Origin of the sequence: Maribacter flavus, assembly GCF_008386635.1 — a bacterium.
Classification (GTDB): domain Bacteria; phylum Bacteroidota; class Bacteroidia; order Flavobacteriales; family Flavobacteriaceae; genus Maribacter; species Maribacter flavus.
Genome location: NZ_VUOE01000001.1, coordinates 1266495 through 1289311 on the forward strand (window position 1 = coordinate 1266495; position 22817 = coordinate 1289311).

Consider the following 22817-nt stretch of genomic DNA (forward strand, 5'->3'; position numbering starts at 1 on the left):
ATAAGATAAAAATATCAGAATGAATCAAAACGAAACATACGATGCTATTGTGGTTGGCACAGGAATTAGCGGCGGCTGGGCAGCAAAGGAACTTACCGAAAATGGCCTAAAGACCTTGGTCCTGGAAAGGGGACGCATGGTGGAACACATTAAGGACTATTCGACCATGAACGACGACCCTTGGGATTTTCCTTATAAAGGGGAGCTTTCCGCGGACGATCAAAAAAAGTACCACGTGCAAAGTAGGGTTAATTGGGCGCCAAAGGATGATAACAAGCATTTTTTTGTAAACGATTTGGAACATCCCTATGTAGAGACCAAACGGTTCGATTGGATACGGGGCTATCAGGTAGGTGGAAGATCTCTTACATGGGGTAGACAGAGCTATCGCTGGAGTGATATCGATTTTGAAGCCAATAAAAAAGAGAATATTGGCGTGGATTGGCCGGTGCGATACAACGACATTGCGCCTTGGTATGATAAAGTGGAAAAATATATTGGGGTAAGTGGTCAAAATTTAGGCCTCAAGCAATTGCCGGACGGCATCTACCAACCTGCCATGAAACTGAATTGTGTAGAGGAGGCCTTTCAAAAAGCAACGGCAGAAAAATTTGAGGATGGACGACTAGTTACCATAGGTAGGGCGGCTCATATTACGGATCCGGAGGCCAAATTTGAAGGACGTAATACCTGTCAAAACAGAGACCGCTGTTCTAGGGGATGCCCCTTTGGCGGATATTTTAGCAGTAACTCCTCCACATTACCTGCTGCGGAAAGGACAGGAAATATGACATTGAGACCTAACTCAATTGTATATGAGGTCGTATATGATGATACAACAAAGTTGGCCACCGGCGTGAAGGTTATAGATTCCGAAACCCATGAAAAACTGGAGTTTAAGGCAAAGGTCATCTTTTTATGTGCCTCGGCCATGGCCTCCGTAGGAATATTGCTTCAATCGAAATCCGAACGTTTTCCCAACGGATTGGGCAATGATTCCGATGCTTTGGGAAGAGGCATCATGGACCACCATTATAAATTAGGGGCGATCGCAAAAGTGGATGGTTATTTGGATAGGTATTATAAAGGAAGACAGCCTTCTGGATTTTATATTCCAAGGTTTGTAAACTTGGACGAAAGTACCGGGAAAAATGAATATCTAAGGGGTTTTGGTTATCAAGGTAGGGCCAGCAGGGGAGATTGGACGGAAGCCATCGCTGAACTCAACTATGGAAAAGAGCTCAAGGACCAAGTCCTAAAACCAGGTAAATGGACTATAGGGGCTACCGGCTTTGGGGAATTCCTACCCTATGACGATAATAGGGTAACACTAAGCCCCACTGAAAAGGATAAATGGGGCCTGCCACAATTGGCCTTTGACGTTGAGTTCAAGGAAAACGAATACAATATGAGGGAGGATATTAAAAAGCAAATTGTGGCCATGTTCAAGGCCGCCGGTTTTAAGGATGTACAAGCCTATGACGAAGAGACTGGTCCCGGTTTGGGCATACATGAAATGGGTGGTGCCCGAATGGGACATAGTCCAAAAAATTCTATTGTAAACAAGCATAACCAGGTGCACCTTGTTCCAAATGTATATGTAACGGACGGTGCCTTTATGTCGTCCTCCAGCTGTGTAAATCCCAGCTTGACCTATATGGCTTTTACGGCCCGTGCCGCAAACCATGCGGCGAAGGAATTTAAGTCGGGCACTTTTTCATAAGCGGAACAGTAATCGGGAAAGGAATAAAATGTATCGATTTAATTGCACTTTTAAATTTTATGCCAGTTCTTTAGCATTTGTATGCTAACCAACCATTCGCTTTAGATTATGGAAAATGCCTCAGCTAGGAACATGTGGGGAGATTACTTGGACAAGCACTTGGAAGATGCCTTCCACGAAGCCCCACAGGTAATTCATTTTTGCGATAACCAACAAGATGCCGATTTATGTGCGGATCTTGTTAAAAAAGGAATAAAAAAGGCCACTACGGACTCCCTTTTGGGACTTCAGTACAGAAACGAACCCTTGCCAAAAATTGGGGATTTTAAAGTAGTGACCAATTGGGATGGAGAGGCACAATGTATCATAAAGTTAACTTCCGTCAAGTTAAAACCTTATTTCAGTATCGATGCCGCCTATGCCCAGTTGGAGGGAGAAGGGGACAAAAGCCTGGACTATTGGAAAAAAGTTCATTGGGATTACTACACACGGGAACTTGAACCTTATGGACGTGTCCCAAGGGAAAGTATGATCTTGATATGTCAGGAATTCGAAAGAATATTTTAAAGCAAAAAGGACCGGTGAGTAGCCGGTCCTTTTTTAAATGGGTTTATTAATTAATCCTCTAAATTCACCCAAGTATTTCCATTTTTGTTGGATTCCACAGTAGACAGGATGAAATCCATACCACGTACCCCATCGATGATCGTTGGGAATTCACCATCGTTATATTTTTCACCACGGATGGCCCTAGCAGCACCCAGATAGATATTTGCCATGGAATCAAAAATTCCTTCCGGGTGTCCTGGAGGTAATTTAGTGCCATCCAAGGACAGCTCGGTATTATAGGCGTGACCTGGTTTGTAAACCTGTACAGGTTCCGTATCGCTCATCTTGTACAAGAAATTAGGATTTTCCTGTTCCCATACAAATGCGCCTTTTTCACCATAAATGCGAATGGCCAAGCCATTTTCCTCGCCGGTAGCCACCTGGCTTCCTCGAATCACCCCTTTTACATGGTCCCCCATTCTAATCAAGACGGTACCATCCACATCCATTTGGTTATCATCGTATAAATAGTTAAAATCGCACAAAACGGATTTTACCTTAAGCCCTGTAGTGTACTCCACCATATTAAAGGCATGTACCCCAATATCGCCCATGCAAGAGCTGATACCCGCTTTTTTAGGGTCCAAACGCCAAACAGAATTTCGTTTCTCCTTATCATGGATAATTGCATTGATCCATCCCTGATAGTACCTTGCATCGACCTTATGAATTCTTCCTAAGGCCCCTGCCTTGATCATTTCCCTCATTTGGCGTACCATGGGATATCCGGTATAGGTATGTGTTAACGCAAATACCGTTCCCGATTTTTGTTGGGCCTCCAGGAGTATCTTTGCCTCTTCCAAAGTAGTGGTCATTGGCTTTTCACAGATTACGTGAAAACCATTGTCCAATAATTTTTTTGCCATTGGAAAGTGCAGGAAGTTTGGGGTCAATACGGAGCAAACCTGGATACGCTCATCTTCAGGCAGTTTCATTTCCTCTTCCACCAAAGTGTCAAAATCCTTGTAAACTCTGTCCAAGGGAATGTCTATTTCCTTGGCGAACGCCACGTTGTCTTCATAATTCGGATTAAAAACCGCTCCTGTAATCTGATAATTGTCATTGATGTGGGAAGCTACCCTATGCAATACCCCAATAAGAGAATCTCCTCCTCCTCCTAAAATTCCTAATCTAATTTTCTTTGGCATGTTGTAATCGTATTTTAAGTTTTAAGGTTTTCAATTTATGTAAAAAATCTAAGATTGATAGTCGATTTTTTCCGATTTGAACAAAAGAGCGAACAAAATAGACACAACCAGGGCAAAACCGGCCGGGTAGAGCCAAATGCTATCCCAAATATGCATCCCATCACTCAACAAGTATTTATTGGATATTACCCCTGCAATCCAAAATCCTATCAGCATTCCAACCCCATAGGTGGCCAAGGTAATCAATCCTTGGGCGGAGCTTTTATATTTGGGTCCCGCTTTGCCATCCGTATATATTTGTCCAGAAACAAAGAAAAAATCATAACAGATTCCATGTAAGGCAATCCCAAAAAGCAACATGAACTCACGTTCGCCAACATCACCAAAGGCAAAAAGTAAATAGCGAACAAACCAAGCCAACATCGCCACTATAATCGTATTCTTAAATCCGAAGCGGGTAAAGAAAACAGGTAATAACAACAGAAATAGGATTTCCGAAAGTTGTCCCAAGGTCATTTTACCGGTGGGACTCTCCATTCCCACCTCGACCAAAAAGGGATTTGCATTTTGGTAATAGAATGCCAATGGAATACAAATTAGAATAGAGGATATGAAAAAGATCAAAAAATTCCTATCCTTAAAAAGGCCCAAAGCATCCAGACCCAAAATTTCCCTGAGTGATAGTTTATCACCGTTACCCTTCGCCTTTGGGGGTGTTTTGGGCAAAGTAAAACTAAAAACCCCGAGAAAAATCGAGGCTATGGAAGTCATTAAAAAGGTATTTTTTAGCATATCCTGCATAATACCGCCCGTGGAATCCCATTTAAAAAAGTAACTGATCAGTACACCTGCCATGATCCAGCCCATGGTACCAAAAACCCTTATCAATGAGAACTCCTTGGCCGGATTCGACATTTGGTTAAACGAAACGGAATTTACAAGGGCCAGCGTAGGCATATACAAAATCATATAGCCCAATACATAGGGGTAAAAAACCTCAAAAGAGGTAGTTTTATACATTAAGAACAGAAGGCCGGCACCTATTAAATGCAGAAGGCCCAATATTTTTTCGGCATTAAAAAATCTATCGGCGATCAAACCAATGACAAAAGGAGCTATGATCGCGCCCCATGACTGTGTAGAGAACGCCAATGCAATTTCGCTATCGGTCGCATTAACATTATTTCCAAGAAAAGTACCCAAGGTTACGAACCAGCCGCCCCAAATGAAGAATTCAAGGAACATCATTAGACAAAGCTGCATTCTTACTCCCAAGTTCATAGCAACCTATCTTTTATAGAACACATAGTCCAAGACCAAAGGCTCCAAGCCATTGTTCCTGAAATCAACTGCAATCTGTCCCCTATGATTGGTAGAATGGTTGATGATATGGAACAGGATATCCTTTAAGGTATTGGTAAACAATCTTACTTCCGAATTTTCATAGTCGATACGTTTTTCAAAACTGTCGGCATTGGTAACGATCTCAAAGGAATTCCTTTGGTTTTCGTAATGGATATCCCCCCAATCCTTATAATTGTGAACATCCCAGGAATTAAACTCAGGCTTACTACCAAGGATTCTAGCATTCCATCCGTGATGGGCGTTCAAAATATGACTAAAAAGCTTTTGAGTGTTTTCAGGAACCCGCTGCATCGCAATGCACTGTTCTATTATCCTTTTATTACAATAATAGTTGTAATCAAAAAGCTCATTAAAAAATGCCTTCATTTTTGAGAAACATAGAATTAAACAACTTTTTGAGCTGCCTTTATAAGTAAGTCCCTGGTAGCGATAATGCCTTCCTCCTCACTGAGTACGTTCCCCTCATATTCTACCCCAACAAAACCTGTATAGCCATTATCCTTTACCATTTGTAGCATTTTGACATAATCTATGTTTTCCTCATTGCCATCGGCATCAAAAACATTTGATTTTGCGCTTACCGCTTTGGCGTATGGCATCAGTTCCTTTACACCCTTGTATTTATCGTAGGACACTTCGCACTCCCAACTATCCGGTTTTCTGGTCATACAGAAGTTCCCAAAATCGGGCAAGGTACCCACGTTCTTCATGTTCACTTTTTCCATTACCTGTGCGTGAAGCTCTCCATTGGAAGAAAGTCCCCCGTGATTTTCCACCAAAATATTTATATTCTTGTCCTTTGCGTATGTGGCCAATTTGGTCAATCCGTCTACGGAATTCTCTATCCATTCCTCTGGGACATTACTTCCATTGAGATTAACTCGAATGGCGTGGCATCCCATAGCGGCGGCGGCATCCACCCATTTTTTATGTTTCTCCACCGTTTCATTACGTTCGGCCTCGTCATTCACGGCTAAATTGCCCTGACCATCTATCATGATGAGCACGTTTTTCATTCCGTGCTTCTTGGCTTCTGCATTGCTCTTTTCAACGAAGGCGGCCATGGCCTCCTCCGAATAATCGGCATCGGAAAGTTCAGGATTGTACAATTGACTTACATATTCCAAGCCTTTGAAGCCCCAGTTTTTGGCCTTTTCGGCAAAGGTATAGGGGTCTACCCCATTTTCCCTGATCATTCTATGAATGGACCATTGTGCCAAGGAAAGCTCAAAAAATGGTGCTGCCGGTGTTGCCTCCTCCACTTCCGCAGTCTTCCCTTCTTCTTTCTTTGCCTCTTTGCAAGCATATGCCCCAAAGAAAGTGACTCCTACCCCAGCTACCGTGGTCTTGCTAATAAAATTTCTTCTTTTCATGAATCCGTGGATATTTTTTGGTTATGTAATTGATTTTCTTTTAGTTTCGATAGAGCGAGAATTATAATTCCATATATCCTATAACGATGTAGTAAGATATTCTCAATAAGATTAAGTTTTAAATGTATAGAATTAATTTAATATTTAATAAATTTAGGGAATAAACAATTTCTATGAGTAAATTTTATTATAACGAAGAACAGGAATCGTATGATGCGATTGTTGTTGGTACTGGTATCAGCGGTGGTTGGGCCGCAAAGGAGCTTTGTGAAAATGGATTGAAAACCTTGGTTCTTGAGAGGGGTAGAATGGTGAAGCACATTGAGGACTATGAGACCGCAAACATGGATCCCTGGGATTTTCCAAATGGAGGCGTAGCTACCAAAGAGATTATTGCACAGCAACCAAAGCAGCACAGGACGGGCTACACCACTAGCCAGGCAAGCCACATGTGGTTTGTAAATGATCTTGAGCACCCCTACAATGAGACCAAACGATTTGATTGGATGCGCGGTTATCACCTTGGGGGACGCTCCCTTCAATGGGGTAGACAGAGTTATCGCTGGAGCGATATCGACTTTACCGCCAATCAAAGGGAAGGTATTGCGGTAGACTGGCCCGTTCGATATAAGGATATTGCACCTTGGTACTCAAAAGTGGAGAATTTTATAGGAGTAAGTGGGGAAGCCCTTAATCTTCCGCAATTACCGGACAGTGATTTCCTTCCTATGATGGAATTGAACTGTGTGGAACAGCATGTAAGGGAAAAGGTAGCCGAAAATTTTGATGGACGCGTCATAACTTCTGGAAGGGTTGCACACATTACGGGAACTAAAAATTTCGACGGCAGGTCAAAATGCCAATTTAGGAATAGATGTATACGGGGTTGTCCTTTTGGTGCCTATTTCAGTAGCTTATCATCTACCCTGCCAGCTGCCGAAGCCACAGGAAATATGACTTTAAGACCTGATTCCATCGTTCATGAGATTATGTACGACCCGGATACCAAAAGAGCTACGGGTGTAAAAGTAATCGATAGGGTAACCAAAGAGTCCTATGAATTTAAGGCGAAGGTTATTTTCCTTTGTGCTTCAGCGATAGCCTCTACCTCTATTTTAATGCAATCCAAATCGGATAGATTCCCCAATGGTATGGGCAATGACTCAGACCAGCTGGGTAGAAATATCATGGATCACCATCTTGGTGTGGGTGCATCGGGAAAATTCGACGGTTTTGATGATAAATATTATAAAGGCAGAAAACCCAATGGTGTATATATTCCAAGATTCAGAAACTTGGGAGGTGATTCCGATCGTACCGACTACAAGCGCGGTTTTGGATACCAAGGTGGTGCCAGCCGTGGAAACTGGGAAGAAGTGATCGCGGAAATGTCACACGGTAAAAGCTTAAAAGAAGCCATTACCAAACCAGGCGGATGGACTTTTGGCATTGGTGGTTTTGGTGAAATCTTACCCTATGAGGAAAACAGATTCACCTTGGACTACGATAAAAAAGACCAATGGGGACTCCCAACGGTAACTTTCGATGCCGAGTTTAAGGAAAATGAATACAACATGCGTAAGGACATGCAGGAATCTGCCGTAGAAATGTTGGAGAAAGCAGGTCTTAGGGATGTTGTAGGACATGACAATAAGGAATCCCATGCCATAGGGCTCGGTATTCATGAAATGGGTACCGCAAGAATGGGTAGAGACCCAAAAACATCGGTACTTAATGGAAACAATGCCATACATGCCGTACCCAATGTCTATGTAACGGATGGGTCCTTTATGACCTCCGCAAGTTGTGTCAACCCTTCCTTGACCTATATGGCATTTACGGCAAGGGCCGCCAATCATGCCGCCGAAGAACTTAAAAAAGGAAATATATAATGGATAGAAGAAAAGCACTCAAAAATATGGGCCTTGCCATGGGTTATACCGTGGCAACACCCACGCTGTTAAGTATCATGCAAAGTTGTAAAGGGGAACCGGTGGCCACATGGACACCTGAATTTTTTACCCCTGCCGAAGGAGGGACACTTACCAAATTGGTAGATGTCATCCTTCCAAAGACGGATACCCCATCAGCTTCAGAACTTCAAGTGGATGTTTTCATCGACAAGTTTGCTATGGACGTCATGGAAAAAGACCAACAGGATTTCCTTAGAATGTCTATGGGTAAATTTACCGACAAAGCCCTACAGGATTCAGGTAAATCAACAGTGGAAGACCTCACGGCCGAAGACTTGGAACCGGTGTTGGCGAGTTCATTGAAATACAGCAAGGAAGACGAGGCCAAAATGTTCGAGTCCATTACCTCCTATACGGAGGCCGTGGCTGAAGGAAAAGAGGCTACCATAGATGATGAAACCTCAAGATTCGCATTTGCCAATAACTTGCGCGGTCTCGCAATTTGGGGCTATAAAACTTCCGAATATGTTGGTGAGGAAGTAATGGCCTACCTTCCCGTACCCGGGGAGTATATTTCTTGCGGGGAAGTCCAAGAATTGACAGGAGGAAAAGCCTGGTCCCTATAAGATGAAACCCTCATCGAGGGATTTGTTATGATAAGTGAAATACCTCTGCAAGAGTAAATATCTAATAATCAGTCTTTTGAACTAATTTTGAACGTCTGGAATAAGCCAAAAAAATCTTTATAACTAGATTATCATTGGCGAAATCAAAGGTTCATGAACCCATATAAAGACAATAGGAAATGATGTGGATAATTGCATCCGACCTTTTTAAATCAATCAGTACCAACAAATGAAAAGAAGGGATTTTATTAAAAATACGGCCCTTTCCAGTGGAGTTATTACACTGGGAGGGGTCGTTACGTATGCATCCGAAAAGAATAAGAAGACTTCTGCCACTACTTTCAACCTTAAATATGCCCCTCATTTTGGTATGTTCAAACAACATGCCGGCGAAAACCTCATCGATCAATTAAACTTTATGGCCGATCAAGGGTTTACGGCTTTTGAGGATAATGGTCTAATGAGTCGGGATGTAGCCATGCAAACGAGCATTGGAGAAACCCTCGCCAAAAGGGGAATGACCATGGGTGTATTTGTAGTGGATAAAGGCGGTAATATGGCAAATACCTTGGCAGCGGGTAAACAGCAGCATTTGGATATTTTCTTGGATGGTTGCAAACGTGCCGTTGAGGTCGCCAAAAGGGTAAATGCCAAATGGATGACCGTGGTTCCTGGTGCATTTGAAAGAAAACTGCCCATTGGGGTGCAGGATGCGAACGTTATTGAGGCTTTGAAGCGTGCCGCGGAGATTTTTGAACCCCATGGTCTTGTAATGGTATTGGAGCCACTGTCAGATTCCCCAGACCTATATTTACAGAACTCGGATCAAACCTATATGATATGTAAAGCCGTAGATAGCCCCTCTTGCAAAATTCTCTTCGATATTTATCATATGCAAAAAACAGAAGGGAACTTAATTCATAATATGGGCCTTACCTGGGACGAAATAGCCTACATACAAATTGGGGATAATCCAGGTAGAAATGAGCCTACTACGGGTGAAATCAACTATAAAAATGTCTTTAAATTCATATATGAAAAAGGTTTTGACGGGGTATTGGGAATGGAGCACGGAAATTCAATGTCCGGCAAGGAAGGGGAGACAGCGGTAATCGAAGCCTACAAAAGTGTTGATCGATTTCTATGAATTTGTACGCTAGTGGCTTCCTTTTTGACTTCCTGCTTGACCTTTAAAAATCAAGTTAAAATTTCTTTTTTTCGATGAACAACCATAATAAAATGTAAGATTTATATTACATTTTCGTTATAGTTGGTATGCATTCCTATTTGTATTTACTTGTCGTATACTGCGCCTTATTATGTATTTCCAAAATAAGTTGTTCCTATCTTAAAAAAAGGTACAAGCTTTGATTCCAATACTTATGTTTTGGCCTTACTTTTTTACAAAAAGGAAAACCGGGGAATTCATTCCCCGGTCATCTTTAATACAGAATAAAATCTAAAAATACGACCCTCAATGCTTCATAATATGAAAATGCCCACCAAGTGCTAATCTAGGTAGTTCCCCCGAAACCTAATATTAGACCTGTAATGCAACACTTCTGCGTTGCGATTACGATTGGCGCTCAAAACATTGACCGGAATAGAATATTCCTAGGGTCGTATATTGCTAATAATTTCGAAACGTATCCGAAATCCTAATTTCTTTCCCATAATCGTTGACCAAGGTTACATCCATATAACCCTGAATCCGATTATCTTCCAAACTTAAAATCCGTACTATACCGCTATTCGCAAAAAATGGCTTTTCTCCATAATCATTATGAGTAAAGAATCCAAAAATACCCTCGAAACCATTCAGGAAACCATCCACTTTGCCAACTTGATATTCACCGTTATACAATTTAGTGTCGCTATTGGGGATTCTCATAACAAGTTCCATCCTACCGTTATCCCTAGTGTCCGTAAATACAAGATTCAAACTATTAATAACAGTTCCGGCCTCTGATTTTTCACTTTGAAAACCAAAATCTAGTTGGTTAGGAATCAAATCGTGATTTATAACTTCAGTAAAGCCATAGTCAATTTCATCTCCTGCATTGGAAATCAGAACAAAGGGCATTATTCCCAAAGAAACATATTTCACTATTTTAATGATAAAACGATACATCCTTTTCCCAATATCTAATTACGGGCATCAACTATCGTTTTAGCCGCATTTTGTCCTATGGCCAATTTTTCGTTCAAAACCTCTCCAGAATTTTTGTGTTCCAGTATAGATGCTACAATTACGACCACCAATAATATCCCGAACATAAGCAAGCATCTTTTCATAATCAGTTAATTTACAAGTTGCACAATTATCCACTACGAATTTATGACAAGAATAGCCTTGCCGTGGGCAACATGTATAAACTGCATTCTTTTTTGTATAATCGGAAGGCAGGATTTTAGGGGTTCCAAAAAAAATTACTCTTTGTATTTATTTTCTTACAGTTTAACTTGATTTTTAACCCGTAAACGACTGATTTTACAATTTTTACCAGTTATACTGAAAAATTATCCATTGATACAAATTACCAATAAGTGTATACTCTAAGTACTAATTTTGATTAACTTCCCCATAGCGTAAAGTGTAAATATGTTAGAAGCTGTAATCGTCGACGATGAAATAAAGGCGCTCCAAAGTCTTACCTGGGAACTCACGAACTTTAGTGAGGAAATTCATGTAATGGCATCATTTACAAATCCTTTTGAGGCACTGGATTATTTAGAAAAAAATACACCAGACTGTCTTTTCCTAGATATTGAAATGCCAACAATGGATGGTTTTCAATTCATCCAAAAGCTAACGAACAAGAACTTTCCGGTCGTCATCACTACCGCTTACAACCAATATGCCATTAAGGCACTCAAAAACGAGGCTATCGACTATTTACTAAAGCCTATTGATTCGGATGATTTGGAAGACACCATTACCAAAATCAAAAAGTTCAACTCGAAGAATTTAACCGCCGAAAAGTTGGAAAGTATCCTGATCAATTTCAATGCGAGGTCCACGAACAAAAGAATTACCCTAAACACGGATGGCAAGTTACTTTTTTTGGAAAGCGATGAAATATTGTATGCCGAATCCGACGGAAATTACAGCACGATTTTCTTAACCGACGGTCAGAAAATCGTACTTACCAAAAAACTAAAGGAGGTAAACCAATTGCTACCCGAAGAATGCTTTTTCAGAATTCACAACTCCTACATCATCAACCTAAATAAGATTAAGGAATTTCTTAAGACCGATGGTTATGTGGTCTTAAAATCCAATCATAAGATACCTGTTTCCAGACAAAAGAAATCAGATTTTCTTGACTTGTTATAAGTTTACATGATTTTAAACCTTTTTAAAAATCATTGCGATTCCGCATACCTGAAACCTTCTTTGTTTTTAAGAAGGTTTATCCTTTTTTATGGTATGTTACTGTCCTTCCATGTGGTCCGATCGCAGGATGTTCCGGATTCCTTTAGGAAAAAGGTAACCCAAATGATAGCGGCAACGCCAAGGACCTATGCAGAAATAGACAGTTTTTTAAGGGATTCCAGGAAAGATACGCTATCCATGCGATTCGTTGCCCAAGCGTCCAAAAACAACAATTATCCAGAAGCGGAACTATACGCCCTGAATCAAATAGGAAGGGTTTACAGGGACATCTCCAATTATCCAAAGGCACTCACCCTTTTTCAAGAAGCGCTTAAACTTTCGATTCAAGCGGACAATCTCGAATTTAGGGTTTACAGCCTCAATATGATAAGTGTCGTGTATAGGCGTACGGAGGCCATCAAATCTGCACTGGATTACAGCCAAGAAGCCCTTGAACTCGCAGAAACCGTAAAACCGGAGGATAGATCTGTAGGGCTAAAACGAAGTATCAACGTTTCCCTGAACTCCATTGGGAACATCTATCAGCTTTTGGAACAATACGAACTGGCCATTCAAAAGTTCAAGGAATCAATGCAATTGGAGAAGGAGCTGGGAAACAAACTTGGGTTGGCCATAAATCATCAAAATGTTGGGGAGTGCTATGAAGCACAAGGAAAATTGGAACCCGCTTTGGAAAACTTTCAAAAATCACTTTCCTACAATGAAGAAATAAACTCGGAAAAAGGGAAAATCATTTGTAACTATAGCATTGCCCATGTGTATGTTCATATGGATAGAATGGACGAGGCACTTGCACTGCTCCAGTCATCCTTAACGAGGGCAAAGGCCTTGGGAGACCAGGAAATAATAGCTACGATCCTTAATAATTTGGGTTGGGCCAATTTGAATACAGGAGATTACAACCAGGCGGAATCCTATCTACTCGAGGGACTTAAAACTGCCAAGGCGTACAATTTTCCATCGGAAATAGCGGAGGCCAATAAATTTTTATCCGAATTATGGATGAAAATGGACGACTTCAAAAAGGCCATGAATTATTATAAGGAGTCCAAAAAATACGAGGAACAGGTTACCAATAACTTGAACGTTAGGTATGTGAACGACATGATCGTACGATATGAGGCGGAAAAGCAAAATGACCAGCTAAAATCCTTGGAGGAAGAAGTAAAAAACCAAGCCATTACCTTACGGAAAAACAGGACCATGTTGCTCATCACCTTTATTGGTTTGGCGCTTGCTGCCGGAATTCTTTATATCCTGTATAGACAATACCAATTGAGTAGTGAAAAGAAACTACTCACTCTGGAACAGACGATGTTACGTAGTCAAATGAATCCGCATTTTCTATTCAACTCGTTGAATTCCATTAAGTTGTATATCATAAACAACGAAAAGAAAAATGCCGTCCATTACTTGAACAAATTCTCCAAATTGGTACGGAAAATTTTGGAAGCCTCCTCCCAGCGGGAAATATCCCTGGCCGAAGAGCTGGAGACCGTGGAACTCTATATGAACATTGAAAATATCCGTTTCTCGAACGAGATAATTTTTAAAGTTAACATTGCGGATGATATTGACGTACACAATGTAAAAATTCCATCCTTGATTCTTCAGCCATTTCTGGAAAACGCCTTGTGGCACGGATTATCCTCTAAGGAAGGTGAAAAAAACATTCAGTTGGACGTAATGAAGGGCAGGGAAGGATTTATTAGGATTGCCATTACCGATGATGGGGTGGGTCGCGATGCCGCCGAAAAAATCAAGGAGCGTAAAGTGCTAAAAAGAAAATCGGTAGGTATTGATATAACCAAAGAGCGATTGGCCAACTTTTCCAAGGACTACCAAAACTCATTCCAAGTGGAAATTATCGACATCTATGATACCGAGAACAATCCTTCGGGCACCAAGATATTACTGCACATCCCAACTATTTGAGGTGTTCCGTAGCTACTTCTTCCAACTCATCGTACCATTGCTTCCCAAACTTGCGGATCAATGCTTCTTTTACGAACTTGTAAATGGGAACTTTCAATTCGGCGCCCAGCGTACAGGCAGGATCACAGATCTGCCATTTATGGTAGTTCACCGCAGTTAGGGCCGTGTATTCCCTGATCCGCACCGGATACAAATGACATGAAATGGGCTTTTTCCACTTGATCTTACCTTGGTTGTAGGCCTCTTCAATACCGCATTTTGCTATATTTCTTTCATCAAAGGTGACGTAGGCACATTCACTTCCGTTTATTAGCGGTGTCTCCCATTCCCCGTCATCGCCCTTGACGAAAGCTCCTTCACTTTCAATAACCGCAATTCCTTCCGGTCTCAAAAAAGGCTTCACCTTATCATAGATGTCCACTAGAATCTCCGTTTCCTTATCTTCCAATGGTGCACCGGCATCACCGTCCACACAACAAGCACCCTTGCAAGCATTTAGGTTGCAAACGAAGTCGTTTTCAATGATTTCTTCGGAGACGATGGTTTTTCCTAATTGAAACATGAGAAAATTTTGGGCTGAAAGATACGGCATTTACATCGTCATTTAAACATTATCAATTTCATAACATCCAAAGACTTATTTATAAACGTAGATTTGCAAAAAATTTTGAAGAATGACCTTTCATTTTGACTTTAGGGAAATCGCCACGGCCAGTATGGTATTGTTTGCCGTTATCGACATATTGGGAAGTATCCCCATCATTATTGGACTCCGCAAAAAAGTGGGGCACATCCAATCAGAAAAGGCATCGATCGTTGCCGCCTGTATTATGGTCGCCTTTCTTTTCCTTGGTGAGGAAATCCTCAATCTAATTGGAATAGATGTAAATTCCTTTGCCGTAGCTGGTGCCTTTATTATTTTCTTTTTGGCGATCGAAATGATTTTGGGCATCTCCATTTATAAGGACGATCAACCTGAAAGTGCCTCCATTGTACCTATTGCCTTTCCCCTAATTGCAGGTGCAGGTACCCTGACCTCACTACTTTCCCTAAGGGCGGAATACTACGTTGAGAATATCATCGTATCGATTATTGTCAATGTCATTTTTGTCTATTTGGTCCTTAAATCCTCTGTCAAACTCGAAAGAGTCTTGGGCAAGGGAGGTCTCAATGTTATTCGAAAGGTATTTGGAGTTATTCTGATGGCCATTGCCGTTAAGCTCTTTGCCGCCAACATAAACGAGCTTTTCAATCAATAGAAATTAGTGTATTTTTAATGTCCTAAGTGATTAAAATGAACAAGACTTTATCGATTATACTGGTGATATGTGCGGTTGCGCTGATTGCATACAACGTAACGTTGATTGATTTTGAGAATCCTTTTGAAGGCAATAGTGTCGTGGCCATTATTGGCGTTATGGCATCCTTGTGTGCCATTGTCCTGATACTCATCTTCTATACAAGCAAAAAAATCCAGAAGAAAATTAACGAGGATTAATTTTGGGATTCTATAGCTTCGGCCTCCCCTTGTTGTATGGTAGGGTTGTCCAGTTCCAACACCTTTAACAACATGGGATCTTCCACGCTTTTTATTTTGGCATGCATATTGGCATTGAACAGTTGCTCCGCCAAGGAGGCCTTTAGATACAGTTTAATGTTATCCTCAAAATCATAAAAATTCATTTTGAGATTTCGTTCCAAAGAATAATCCACAAACTTTTCAAAAAGGATATCGTCCACCCTAAAATACCTGAAAAATTCTTCAGCCGTATAGTCCGCATATAGTTCCCGGTTTTCATCAAGATGTTCGAATACAAAAAAGGATAAAAACCCTAAACTATCCATACTTTCTACGGCTTCTTCCTCATTGGTGCCAATGGGAACAAATTCATCGGGAATAATTCCCCCTCCTCCATAAACCACCTTTCCTTTGGGTGTGGTAAATTTTAGGGAGTCGGCCACCTTGATACTGTCCACGGAAACCATCTCCCCGCTATGGTATCTTTCTGTAAATCGTTCGTAATAGTCCTTACTTCCGTTGGCATAGCTTTTCTGGATGCTCCTACCGGTGGGCGTATAATATCGGGATACGGTCAAGCGAACCGCGGAACCATCCCCCAAGGCCATTTCCCGCTGTACCAAGCCCTTCCCAAAGGATCTTCTCCCTACAATGATGCCTATGTCGTTATCCTGTAGCGCCCCTGCAACAATTTCACTGGCCGAAGCGGAACGTTCGTTGATTAGGACGTAGACCGGTTTATCCTCAAAACTGCCCCTGCGGGTTGCATAGGTCTTGTCTATTTTTCCCTTTTTGTTCTTAGTGAACAATATTAGTTTGTTGTCCTCCAAAAATTCATCCGCCATCTGTTCGGCAATGTTCAGGTATCCTCCAGGATTGTCCCTCAAATCCAGGACCAATTTATGGGCCCCTTCTTTTTGTAACTGTTTCAAGGCCGATTTAAATTCGTCGTATGTAGATTCCGCAAAACGGGTCACTTTGATATACCCAATATCGTCCGTAAGCATATAAAAGGATTCCACACTTTTAATCGGTACTACACCCCTGGTTACCGTAACATCGAACATTCTATCCTCTGACTTTCGATATACTTTCAATTTGACGGGCGTACCTTCCTTGCCCTTTAGTTTTTGAACGATAAGATCACTGGGCATGTTCTTTCCATAGAGCGTGTCGTTGTCCGCCATAAGGATACGGTCTCCAGGCTTTATTCCCTTGGCAAAACTGGGGCCGTCCTTTACTGCGCGTATTACCGATATGGTGTCCCTGTAAGGATAAAAATTGATGCCAATACCTACAAAATCCCCTTTCATATTCTCTGAAACACGGGTCATCTCCTTTTCAGGGATATACACGGAATGGGGGTCCAACTTCTCCAAGATGCTGTTTACGGTTACGTCAACAATGCTGTCCGTATTGACATCGTCCACATATTCGTAGTCGATATAATCGATCAGCCTATTTAACTTGTCCTTTTTGGAATTGGTGGTGAATAATTTCTCGGGCGTATCGTTGAAGTTAAGTTTACCACCTACAAAAATACCAATGGCCAAGGCCAAGGCGATTATGGTGGGCAATAGATATGTATACTTATTCTTCATTAATGTCAATCCTCTATTTGGGGCATAAATTCAAGTTCCACTCCCGCCCTTTTCAAAAAACTTAGGCCAGAATCGTCCTTGTACGCTATTTGATATACTACACGTTTTATGCCAGATTGATGTATCAATTTACTGCATTCCCTACAGGGCGATAACGTTATGTATAAGGTAGCGCCCTGACAGCTCTGTGTTGACGAAGCTACCTTTAAAATGGCATTCGCCTCCGCGTGGAGCACATACCACTTCGTGTAGCCTTCTTCGTCCTCGCAGTAATTCTCAAAGCCGGTTGGAGTGCCGTTATATCCATCGGAAATGATCATTCTATCCTTTACGATAATGGCCCCCACCTGTTTTCGCTTGCAGTATGAGAGTTTGCCCCACTCCTTGGCCATTCTTAGGTAGGCCTTATCGTATTTTTCCTGTTTCGATTTGTTCATGTAACCGGAAGCAAAAATGCTTGGATTGTCTAAGATACCCGCTTTAAATACCTTTACAAAGGTATAGTGACAATTTTAACTTTTCCTCAATATTTGTTATTTGGACTTGACCAAAAGACTCAAATTTCCGTTCGGACCCAGATAGCTTCGACCTCCTTACCAAGGAAACGTTGAATACAACAAGGGTATTGTGATTAACAACACAATTGCACTCGCCACTACTACAAAAATGGATGGCCTCACCTTAAACAAGGACTGACAAACGTATGCCAGGCATAGGACCAATAGTACGATGATTACCTGTGAAATTTCAATTCCGGTAGCAAAACCCAACAATGGGGTCCATTTTTCCTCTTCCCCCGAAATCAACATTTTAAAATAATTGGAAAATCCAAAACCATGGATGAGACCAAAGAACGCCGTCGCCAAAACATGTAACAAAATGCTATTGTGTTCCTGTATTCGCCGTTGATATACAATGTTGAACAACGCGGTCAGAAAAATGGTAACCGGAATCAAGAACTCGATAAGGGACACTTTCACTACCACCACTTCAAAAACGGAAAGCATCAGGGACAGGCAGTGCGTGACCGTAAAAACAGTAGCCAATACCAATACCTTTTTCCAACTTTTGAAGGTAAACGGTATTGCCAAGGCCGATAAAAACAAAATATGGTCATAGGCACTAAGGTCCAATACATGATTTAGACCCATTTCAATATAAAACCAAAAATTTCCCATAGCTTCTATTGTTAATTGATTCCCCTTTCCTTCTGAATGGTCTCGTAGGCAAGCTGAACCTGTTTGAACTTTTCCTCGGCGCCTTTTTTTATAGCTTCGTCCTGTGTATTTACCCTGTCCGGATGGTATTTTTTGGCCATATTCCGGTAGGCTTTTTTGACCTCCTCATTGGAAGCAGATTTTTCAATTTCCAGTATTTTGTAGGCATTGTCTGCAGATTTGATGAACATCGCCATGATGCTTTCAAAGTCTTGCTGGGAAACCCGTAGATAACCGGCAATTTCCCTGATTTTGTTGATTTCGGGTGTGCTTACGTTTCCATCGGCCTGGGCAATACCGAACAAAAAATGAAGCAACTGCAGCCGGACTTCATAACGCGTCCTTTGTGCCAAAAAACTGCTTATTCGCTGTGCGGAAATCTCCCTTTTCTTATTGATATCATTGAAGGTCCTAAAAATGGCATTCGCCTTCTCCTTTCCGTAGGTACCCACAAAGTACTGCCGTACGTAGTCCATTTCCTGTTGGCTTACCTGACCATCGGCCTTTATGACAATGGAGCACAACGAAAGTAAGTTCAGTTCAAAATCTGCCGGTGAAACGTTGGGTCTCGTAAAATCACTAAATACGCTCTGTGCCCTACCAGTACCCGAGCCAAAGAGACTGTCCAGGGCGCTACCCACAAAAAAGCCCAAAATGGCCCCAACAAATCCCCTTAAAAAAAAGCCTATGAAGGCCCCGATCCATTTAATCATTCCAATCTTTTGATAATTTCCAAAGATATGATTTTAGGCAGAATACGGATGACTAAGGAAACGTTAAGGTGACCAAGGAAATATATCAAATTGGTTATATTTGTATTTCGGATTTTAAAAAAAATAATACTATGTATCCTGCGGAATTAGTAAAACCTATGAGAGACGACTTGGCTTCGGCCGGGTTTGAAGAATTATATACGGCCGAAGCTGTCGAAAATGCCATTAAGCAACAAGGAACTACCTTGGTAGTCGTAAATTCTGTGTGTGGCTGTGCCGCTGCCAATGCCAGGCCCGCTGCAAAAATGAGCTTACAGAACGCCAAAACGCCGGACCATACGGTTACCGTTTTTGCCGGTGTGGACACGGAAGCTGTCAATGCTGCCAGAAACTTGATGGTCCCATTTCCTCCATCTTCACCATCCATGGCCTTGTTCAAAGACGGAGAACTGGTCCATATGATAGAACGTCATCATATTGAAGGAAGACCTGCGGAAATGATCGCGGAAAACTTGGTACAGGCCTATAACGAATTCTGTTAGAACAAATCCTTCTAACGAGCTCTTATTTTAATACGGAATCACCGCTCTTACCAGAGCGGTTTTTTATTTTTGTAGCATGCAAAAAATGCTATCCTACATTGTCACCCCCTTTTTCTTTATAGCCTTTGGGTTGATATTGGTTATTTTTCATCCCATACTTTGGTTGGGGTTAAAACTTTTTGGGTACCCTGGCATTAAAAAAACGGTCAGTCTGCTCAACTGGTTTCTAATGCGTTCCACAAATATTCTTGGAACCACCTACAGATTCACGAATCCCTATACCATACCCACGGATAGACCCTTGATCATCGTCACCAACCACCAGAGTATGTACGACATCCCCCCCATTATCTGGTATATGCGAAAGCACCACCCCAAGTTTGTGAGCAAGAAGGAACTTGGCAAAGGTATTCCCAGTGTTTCGTTCAATTTAAGGCACGGCGGTTCCGTTTTGATCGATCGGAAAGATGCCAAGGCTTCGCTAATGGAAATAGGCAAACTAGGCGCGTATATTGAAAAACACAATCGGGCAGCCGTTATTTTTCCGGAAGGTACCAGAAGTAGGGACGGCCATCCAAAACCTTTTAAACCCATGGGGCTAAAAATGCTGATGAAAAAGGCGCCATCTGCATTGATCGTTCCCATAAGCATCAACAATTCATGGAAATTGGTCCGATTTGGTAAATTCCCCATGGGCTTGGGCGCAAAAGTGTCATTTGACGTTCACGAACCTTTTGAAAACGACGGGGACTATGACGGTTTGCTCGCCAAGGCGGAAGCTGCGGTAGTTTCCGGTATAAAACACTTCAGGACAAGTCCATGAGGTTTTCAATAAAACCCTTTTAAATGAGCAATACGGAAATCGTTGAGGAGACCATAACCTTTGTCAAGGAAACGTTACAAAATGCGGAAGGCGGACATGACTGGTTCCATATTAAACGGGTGTTCCAAAATGCGATGTTCATTGCGAAGGACGAGGATGTGGACATTCTTGTGGTAAGCCTTGGGGCCCTTTTGCATGATATAGCCGATGCAAAATTTCACGGTGGCGATGAAAACATGGGTCCGCAAATGGCTTCCGATTTTCTACGATCGCTAAAGGTCAAAAAAAAGGTCGTTGGTCATGTCGTAAAAATCATAAAACATATTTCCTTTAAAAACAGCTTAGGTACTTCCAAAAAGAAAGCATTCGTTTCAAAGGAACTACAGGTAGTACAGGATGCCGACCGTTTGGATGCCATTGGGGCCATTGGTATAGCAAGGGCTTTCAATTACGGCGGATTTAAAAATAGGGAGCTCTACAATCCTGACATTCCACCCAATCTAAAGCTGACCAAAGAAGCATACAAAAAATCCAAGGCGCCCACTATCAATCATTTTTATGAAAAATTGCTTCTTCTGAAGGATAAAATGAATACTGAAACCGGGAAAAAACTGGCAGCTGAGAGGCACCAATTCATGTTAGACTACCTTGAGCAGTTTTATAAAGAATGGAATCCATTATCGGCGAAGTCCAATCCATAAAAAAGGAGCCCGTTAAGACCGGCTCCTTTCCAAATATCCTCAAATTCTCTATTACTTATTTCTTTTCTGCCAAACCGCGGGTCAACCATCCTCTTCTGTTGGCTGTGGCTATGGCATATGGGGTAATCCAAAACAACCCAAAGGTGTACATAACACTATACGAATAGGCCCAAAAGGATTCCATGAAATTATATCGCTTTGCATAAAATATGACCGGGAATGTGGACAAAACCAAAATGCTTGTTAGTGTGGATGCTACAAACAACAGCGGATGTGTTACCACAAAGTACAACATGAACAACAAGAAAGGATAACTCATTACAATCTTGGTCGCCTGGCTAAAAAACAATAGTCTAGTGCCCGCTTTGGAACCTTCCCTAAAGTTTGTAAAAACATACTTGGACATTTCTATATTCTCCCTAACATTGCTCCTACCCCAACGGATGAACATCTTGTAAAGCCCCTTATATTTTTCGGGAACATTGGTATAGGCATAGGCGTTTCTTTGAAATAGCACATGGTATCCCTGCTTCAAAATCATATTGGTCATGGCCCTGTCCTCGCCAATGTCCGAAGGTTGTCCCATAAAGGTCTGGTTTATCCAGGCATCCAAACAGGCGAATACGGCGGTCCTTCTATACGCGGCCAATGCTCCCGGGGTACACAACACAGAATTTAAGCTACTTTCCGCAGATCTTACAAATTCAAAACTCAACACAAAACTTACGTCCAGCATTTTAGGAATCAAGGCCTTTTCGTTGTTCAGTACCCTAATGTTGCCCGCTACCGCCCCACATTTCTCATTCGTCACGAACGGACTTACTAAATTCCTAAGCGTGTCCTTTTTAACGATGGAATCACTATCCACGGTTACGAAAACCTCTCCAGTTCCCTCGTTGAATCCGCGGTAAAGGGCGTGTCTTTTACCCATATTCTTAGGTTGTTGGTAGATAACGACCCTATCCCCTAGAACTCTTTTGGCTTCCTGCATCCAATACCAAGTATCGTCCTTACTGCCATCATCAATGGATAGCAATTGTAATTTTTCAACAGGGTAATCACTGTTCGCCAGGCTCATCAAAGTGGCGTATACCTGTTTTCCCTCATTATATGCAGGAACGATTACGGTACATGTGGGCAATTCCTCATTGGAGACGGATTCGATTGCCTTATAACGGAAATATCGGTACAGTGTATAGACAAAAAATCCGGCTTTAAAAGCAAAGAGTCCGGTAGCGATGACCATAAAAATCATACCAAAAGTGGTACTCAATCGGTCTTGATTAAACTGGTCGTAATCGGACTGCAACACATACATTACATAGATGGAAGCTATCATAAGGACAAAGGTGCTGCCCATTACAAAGACCCCCCATGCATTGGCATTTTGGATAAAGGATTGGAGTCTGGTTTTCAATAAGAATCCGTTCTTGATACTCGGTCTGGTATCGGACTGTTTGGTAGCGTTCAATTCAGGTGTAAAAGTATTTTCAGATTTCATTTGTGTTCTTGATTTGTTCTAGTTGTTATACGGCTACAAACCCCTTATGGATTATCCATTATGATATATTTATGCAAAATGGGATTCTTTAACTTTTAGCTAAGAATCTGT

The 22817-nt window shown here is 41.6% G+C and carries 24 protein-coding genes; 12 read left to right on the top strand and 12 right to left on the bottom strand.

The genetic code is table 11. The features are described 5' to 3' along the window. The first annotated feature begins 19 nt into the window (after positions 1 to 19). Both F0361_RS05600 and F0361_RS05605 read left to right on the top strand, forming a co-directional pair. Positions 20 to 1723: a GMC oxidoreductase gene (locus tag F0361_RS05600; protein WP_154917562.1), complete on the top strand. Its 1704-nt coding sequence runs from the start codon at positions 20 to 22 to the stop codon at positions 1721 to 1723. Between the two features lie 108 nt (positions 1724 to 1831). Then, a complete protein-coding gene (locus F0361_RS05605) occupies positions 1832 to 2290 on the top strand; it encodes an ASCH domain-containing protein (protein ID WP_154917563.1) in 459 nt (152 codons plus the stop codon). A 50-nt stretch (positions 2291 to 2340) separates the two neighbouring features. On the opposite strand, the gene F0361_RS05610 is transcribed toward F0361_RS05605, so the two are convergent. From F0361_RS05610 to F0361_RS05625, 4 genes are read right to left on the bottom strand one after another with little or no spacing between them, the layout of a single operon-like run. Continuing rightward, complete coding sequence (locus tag F0361_RS05610) at positions 2341 to 3480, bottom strand: Gfo/Idh/MocA family protein (protein WP_154917564.1); 1140 nt, start codon at positions 3478 to 3480, stop codon at positions 2341 to 2343. 48 nt (positions 3481 to 3528) lie between these two features. Then, positions 3529 to 4761 carry a nucleoside permease gene (locus tag F0361_RS05615; protein ID WP_154917565.1) on the bottom strand — a complete coding sequence of 411 codons (1233 nt, stop codon included), beginning with the start codon at positions 4759 to 4761 and terminating at the stop codon, positions 3529 to 3531. Positions 4762 to 4767: 6 nt separating this feature from the next. Continuing rightward, positions 4768 to 5211, bottom strand: coding sequence for a DinB family protein (locus F0361_RS05620; RefSeq protein WP_154917566.1), 444 nt, complete (start codon positions 5209 to 5211; stop codon positions 4768 to 4770). A 17-nt stretch (positions 5212 to 5228) separates the two neighbouring features. After that, positions 5229 to 6218: a sugar phosphate isomerase/epimerase family protein gene (locus F0361_RS05625; protein ID WP_154917567.1), complete on the bottom strand. Its 990-nt coding sequence runs from the start codon at positions 6216 to 6218 to the stop codon at positions 5229 to 5231. A gap of 173 nt (positions 6219 to 6391) precedes the next feature. Here F0361_RS05625 and F0361_RS05630 point away from each other — a divergent pair, with 173 nt between their 5' ends. The 3 genes from F0361_RS05630 to F0361_RS05640 all read left to right on the top strand — a co-directional run bounded on the left by F0361_RS05630 (position 6392) and on the right by F0361_RS05640 (position 9904). Next, positions 6392 to 8110, top strand: coding sequence for a GMC oxidoreductase (locus tag F0361_RS05630; RefSeq protein ID WP_154917568.1), 1719 nt, complete (start codon positions 6392 to 6394; stop codon positions 8108 to 8110). After that, entirely contained in the window at positions 8110 to 8757 is a 648-nt protein-coding gene (locus F0361_RS05635; RefSeq protein ID WP_154917569.1) for a gluconate 2-dehydrogenase subunit 3 family protein, read from the top strand. The genes F0361_RS05630 and F0361_RS05635 overlap by 1 nt, the downstream gene beginning before the upstream one ends. Positions 8758 to 8986: 229 nt before the next feature. Continuing rightward, entirely contained in the window at positions 8987 to 9904 is a 918-nt protein-coding gene (locus F0361_RS05640) for a hydroxypyruvate isomerase family protein (protein ID WP_154917570.1), read from the top strand. Positions 9905 to 10387: 483 nt separating this feature from the next. On the opposite strand, the gene F0361_RS05645 is transcribed toward F0361_RS05640, so the two are convergent. Continuing rightward, on the bottom strand, positions 10388 to 10864 hold the full coding sequence (locus F0361_RS05645; RefSeq protein ID WP_154917571.1) for a hypothetical protein: 477 nt from the start codon (positions 10862 to 10864) through the stop codon (positions 10388 to 10390). Positions 10865 to 10902: 38 nt separating this feature from the next. After that, positions 10903 to 11052 (bottom strand): hypothetical protein, encoded by a 150-nt coding sequence (locus F0361_RS18675; protein WP_161598207.1) that lies wholly within the window; start codon positions 11050 to 11052, stop codon positions 10903 to 10905. A gap of 307 nt (positions 11053 to 11359) precedes the next feature. On the opposite strand from F0361_RS18675, the gene F0361_RS05650 reads away from it, so the two are divergent. Beyond that, a complete protein-coding gene (locus F0361_RS05650) occupies positions 11360 to 12094 on the top strand; it encodes a LytR/AlgR family response regulator transcription factor (RefSeq protein ID WP_154917572.1) in 735 nt (244 codons plus the stop codon). A gap of 93 nt (positions 12095 to 12187) precedes the next feature. Then, positions 12188 to 14089, top strand: coding sequence for a tetratricopeptide repeat protein (locus tag F0361_RS05655; protein ID WP_246160814.1), 1902 nt, complete (start codon positions 12188 to 12190; stop codon positions 14087 to 14089). Here F0361_RS05655 and F0361_RS05660 read toward each other — a convergent pair. Next, a complete protein-coding gene (locus F0361_RS05660; RefSeq protein WP_154917573.1) occupies positions 14082 to 14651 on the bottom strand; it encodes a DUF3109 family protein in 570 nt (189 codons plus the stop codon). The genes F0361_RS05655 and F0361_RS05660 overlap by 8 nt on opposite strands. A 112-nt stretch (positions 14652 to 14763) precedes the next feature. On the opposite strand from F0361_RS05660, the gene F0361_RS05665 reads away from it, so the two are divergent. Together F0361_RS05665 and F0361_RS05670 are read left to right on the top strand one after the other, a co-directional pair. Then, positions 14764 to 15348 (top strand): MarC family protein, encoded by a 585-nt coding sequence (locus F0361_RS05665; RefSeq protein WP_138256473.1) that lies wholly within the window; start codon positions 14764 to 14766, stop codon positions 15346 to 15348. 35 nt (positions 15349 to 15383) lie between these two features. Beyond that, the gene (locus F0361_RS05670; RefSeq protein ID WP_154917574.1) at positions 15384 to 15587 is read left to right on the top strand and encodes a hypothetical protein; all 204 of its coding nucleotides are present in this window, start codon (positions 15384 to 15386) and stop codon (positions 15585 to 15587) included. On the opposite strand, the gene F0361_RS05675 is transcribed toward F0361_RS05670, so the two are convergent. From F0361_RS05675 to F0361_RS05690, 4 genes are all read right to left on the bottom strand, one after another. Beyond that, a complete protein-coding gene (locus tag F0361_RS05675; protein WP_154917575.1) occupies positions 15584 to 17209 on the bottom strand; it encodes a S41 family peptidase in 1626 nt (541 codons plus the stop codon). The genes F0361_RS05670 and F0361_RS05675 overlap by 4 nt on opposite strands. Before the next feature lie 5 nt (positions 17210 to 17214). After that, positions 17215 to 17646, bottom strand: coding sequence for a deoxycytidylate deaminase (locus tag F0361_RS05680; protein WP_154917576.1), 432 nt, complete (start codon positions 17644 to 17646; stop codon positions 17215 to 17217). A 156-nt stretch (positions 17647 to 17802) separates the two neighbouring features. Next, a complete protein-coding gene (locus tag F0361_RS05685) occupies positions 17803 to 18387 on the bottom strand; it encodes a HupE/UreJ family protein (RefSeq protein ID WP_154917577.1) in 585 nt (194 codons plus the stop codon). Positions 18388 to 18398: 11 nt separating this feature from the next. Continuing rightward, positions 18399 to 19139 carry a TerB family tellurite resistance protein gene (locus F0361_RS05690; protein WP_154917578.1) on the bottom strand — a complete coding sequence of 247 codons (741 nt, stop codon included), beginning with the start codon at positions 19137 to 19139 and terminating at the stop codon, positions 18399 to 18401. A gap of 131 nt (positions 19140 to 19270) precedes the next feature. Between F0361_RS05690 and F0361_RS05695 the strand changes: the two genes are divergently transcribed. The 3 genes from F0361_RS05695 (at position 19271) to F0361_RS05705 (ending at position 21205) form a co-directional block, all read left to right on the top strand. Further along, on the top strand, positions 19271 to 19681 hold the full coding sequence (locus F0361_RS05695) for a BrxA/BrxB family bacilliredoxin (protein ID WP_138256479.1): 411 nt from the start codon (positions 19271 to 19273) through the stop codon (positions 19679 to 19681). 76 nt (positions 19682 to 19757) lie between these two features. Continuing rightward, positions 19758 to 20504, top strand: coding sequence for a lysophospholipid acyltransferase family protein (locus F0361_RS05700; RefSeq protein ID WP_154917579.1), 747 nt, complete (start codon positions 19758 to 19760; stop codon positions 20502 to 20504). A 23-nt stretch (positions 20505 to 20527) separates the two neighbouring features. Beyond that, positions 20528 to 21205 carry an HD domain-containing protein gene (locus F0361_RS05705; protein ID WP_154917580.1) on the top strand — a complete coding sequence of 226 codons (678 nt, stop codon included), beginning with the start codon at positions 20528 to 20530 and terminating at the stop codon, positions 21203 to 21205. Between the two features lie 55 nt (positions 21206 to 21260). Here F0361_RS05705 and F0361_RS05710 read toward each other — a convergent pair whose 3' ends face one another. Continuing rightward, positions 21261 to 22706, bottom strand: coding sequence for a glycosyltransferase (locus F0361_RS05710; RefSeq protein WP_154917581.1), 1446 nt, complete (start codon positions 22704 to 22706; stop codon positions 21261 to 21263). Between the last annotated feature and the right edge of the window lie 111 nt (positions 22707 to 22817).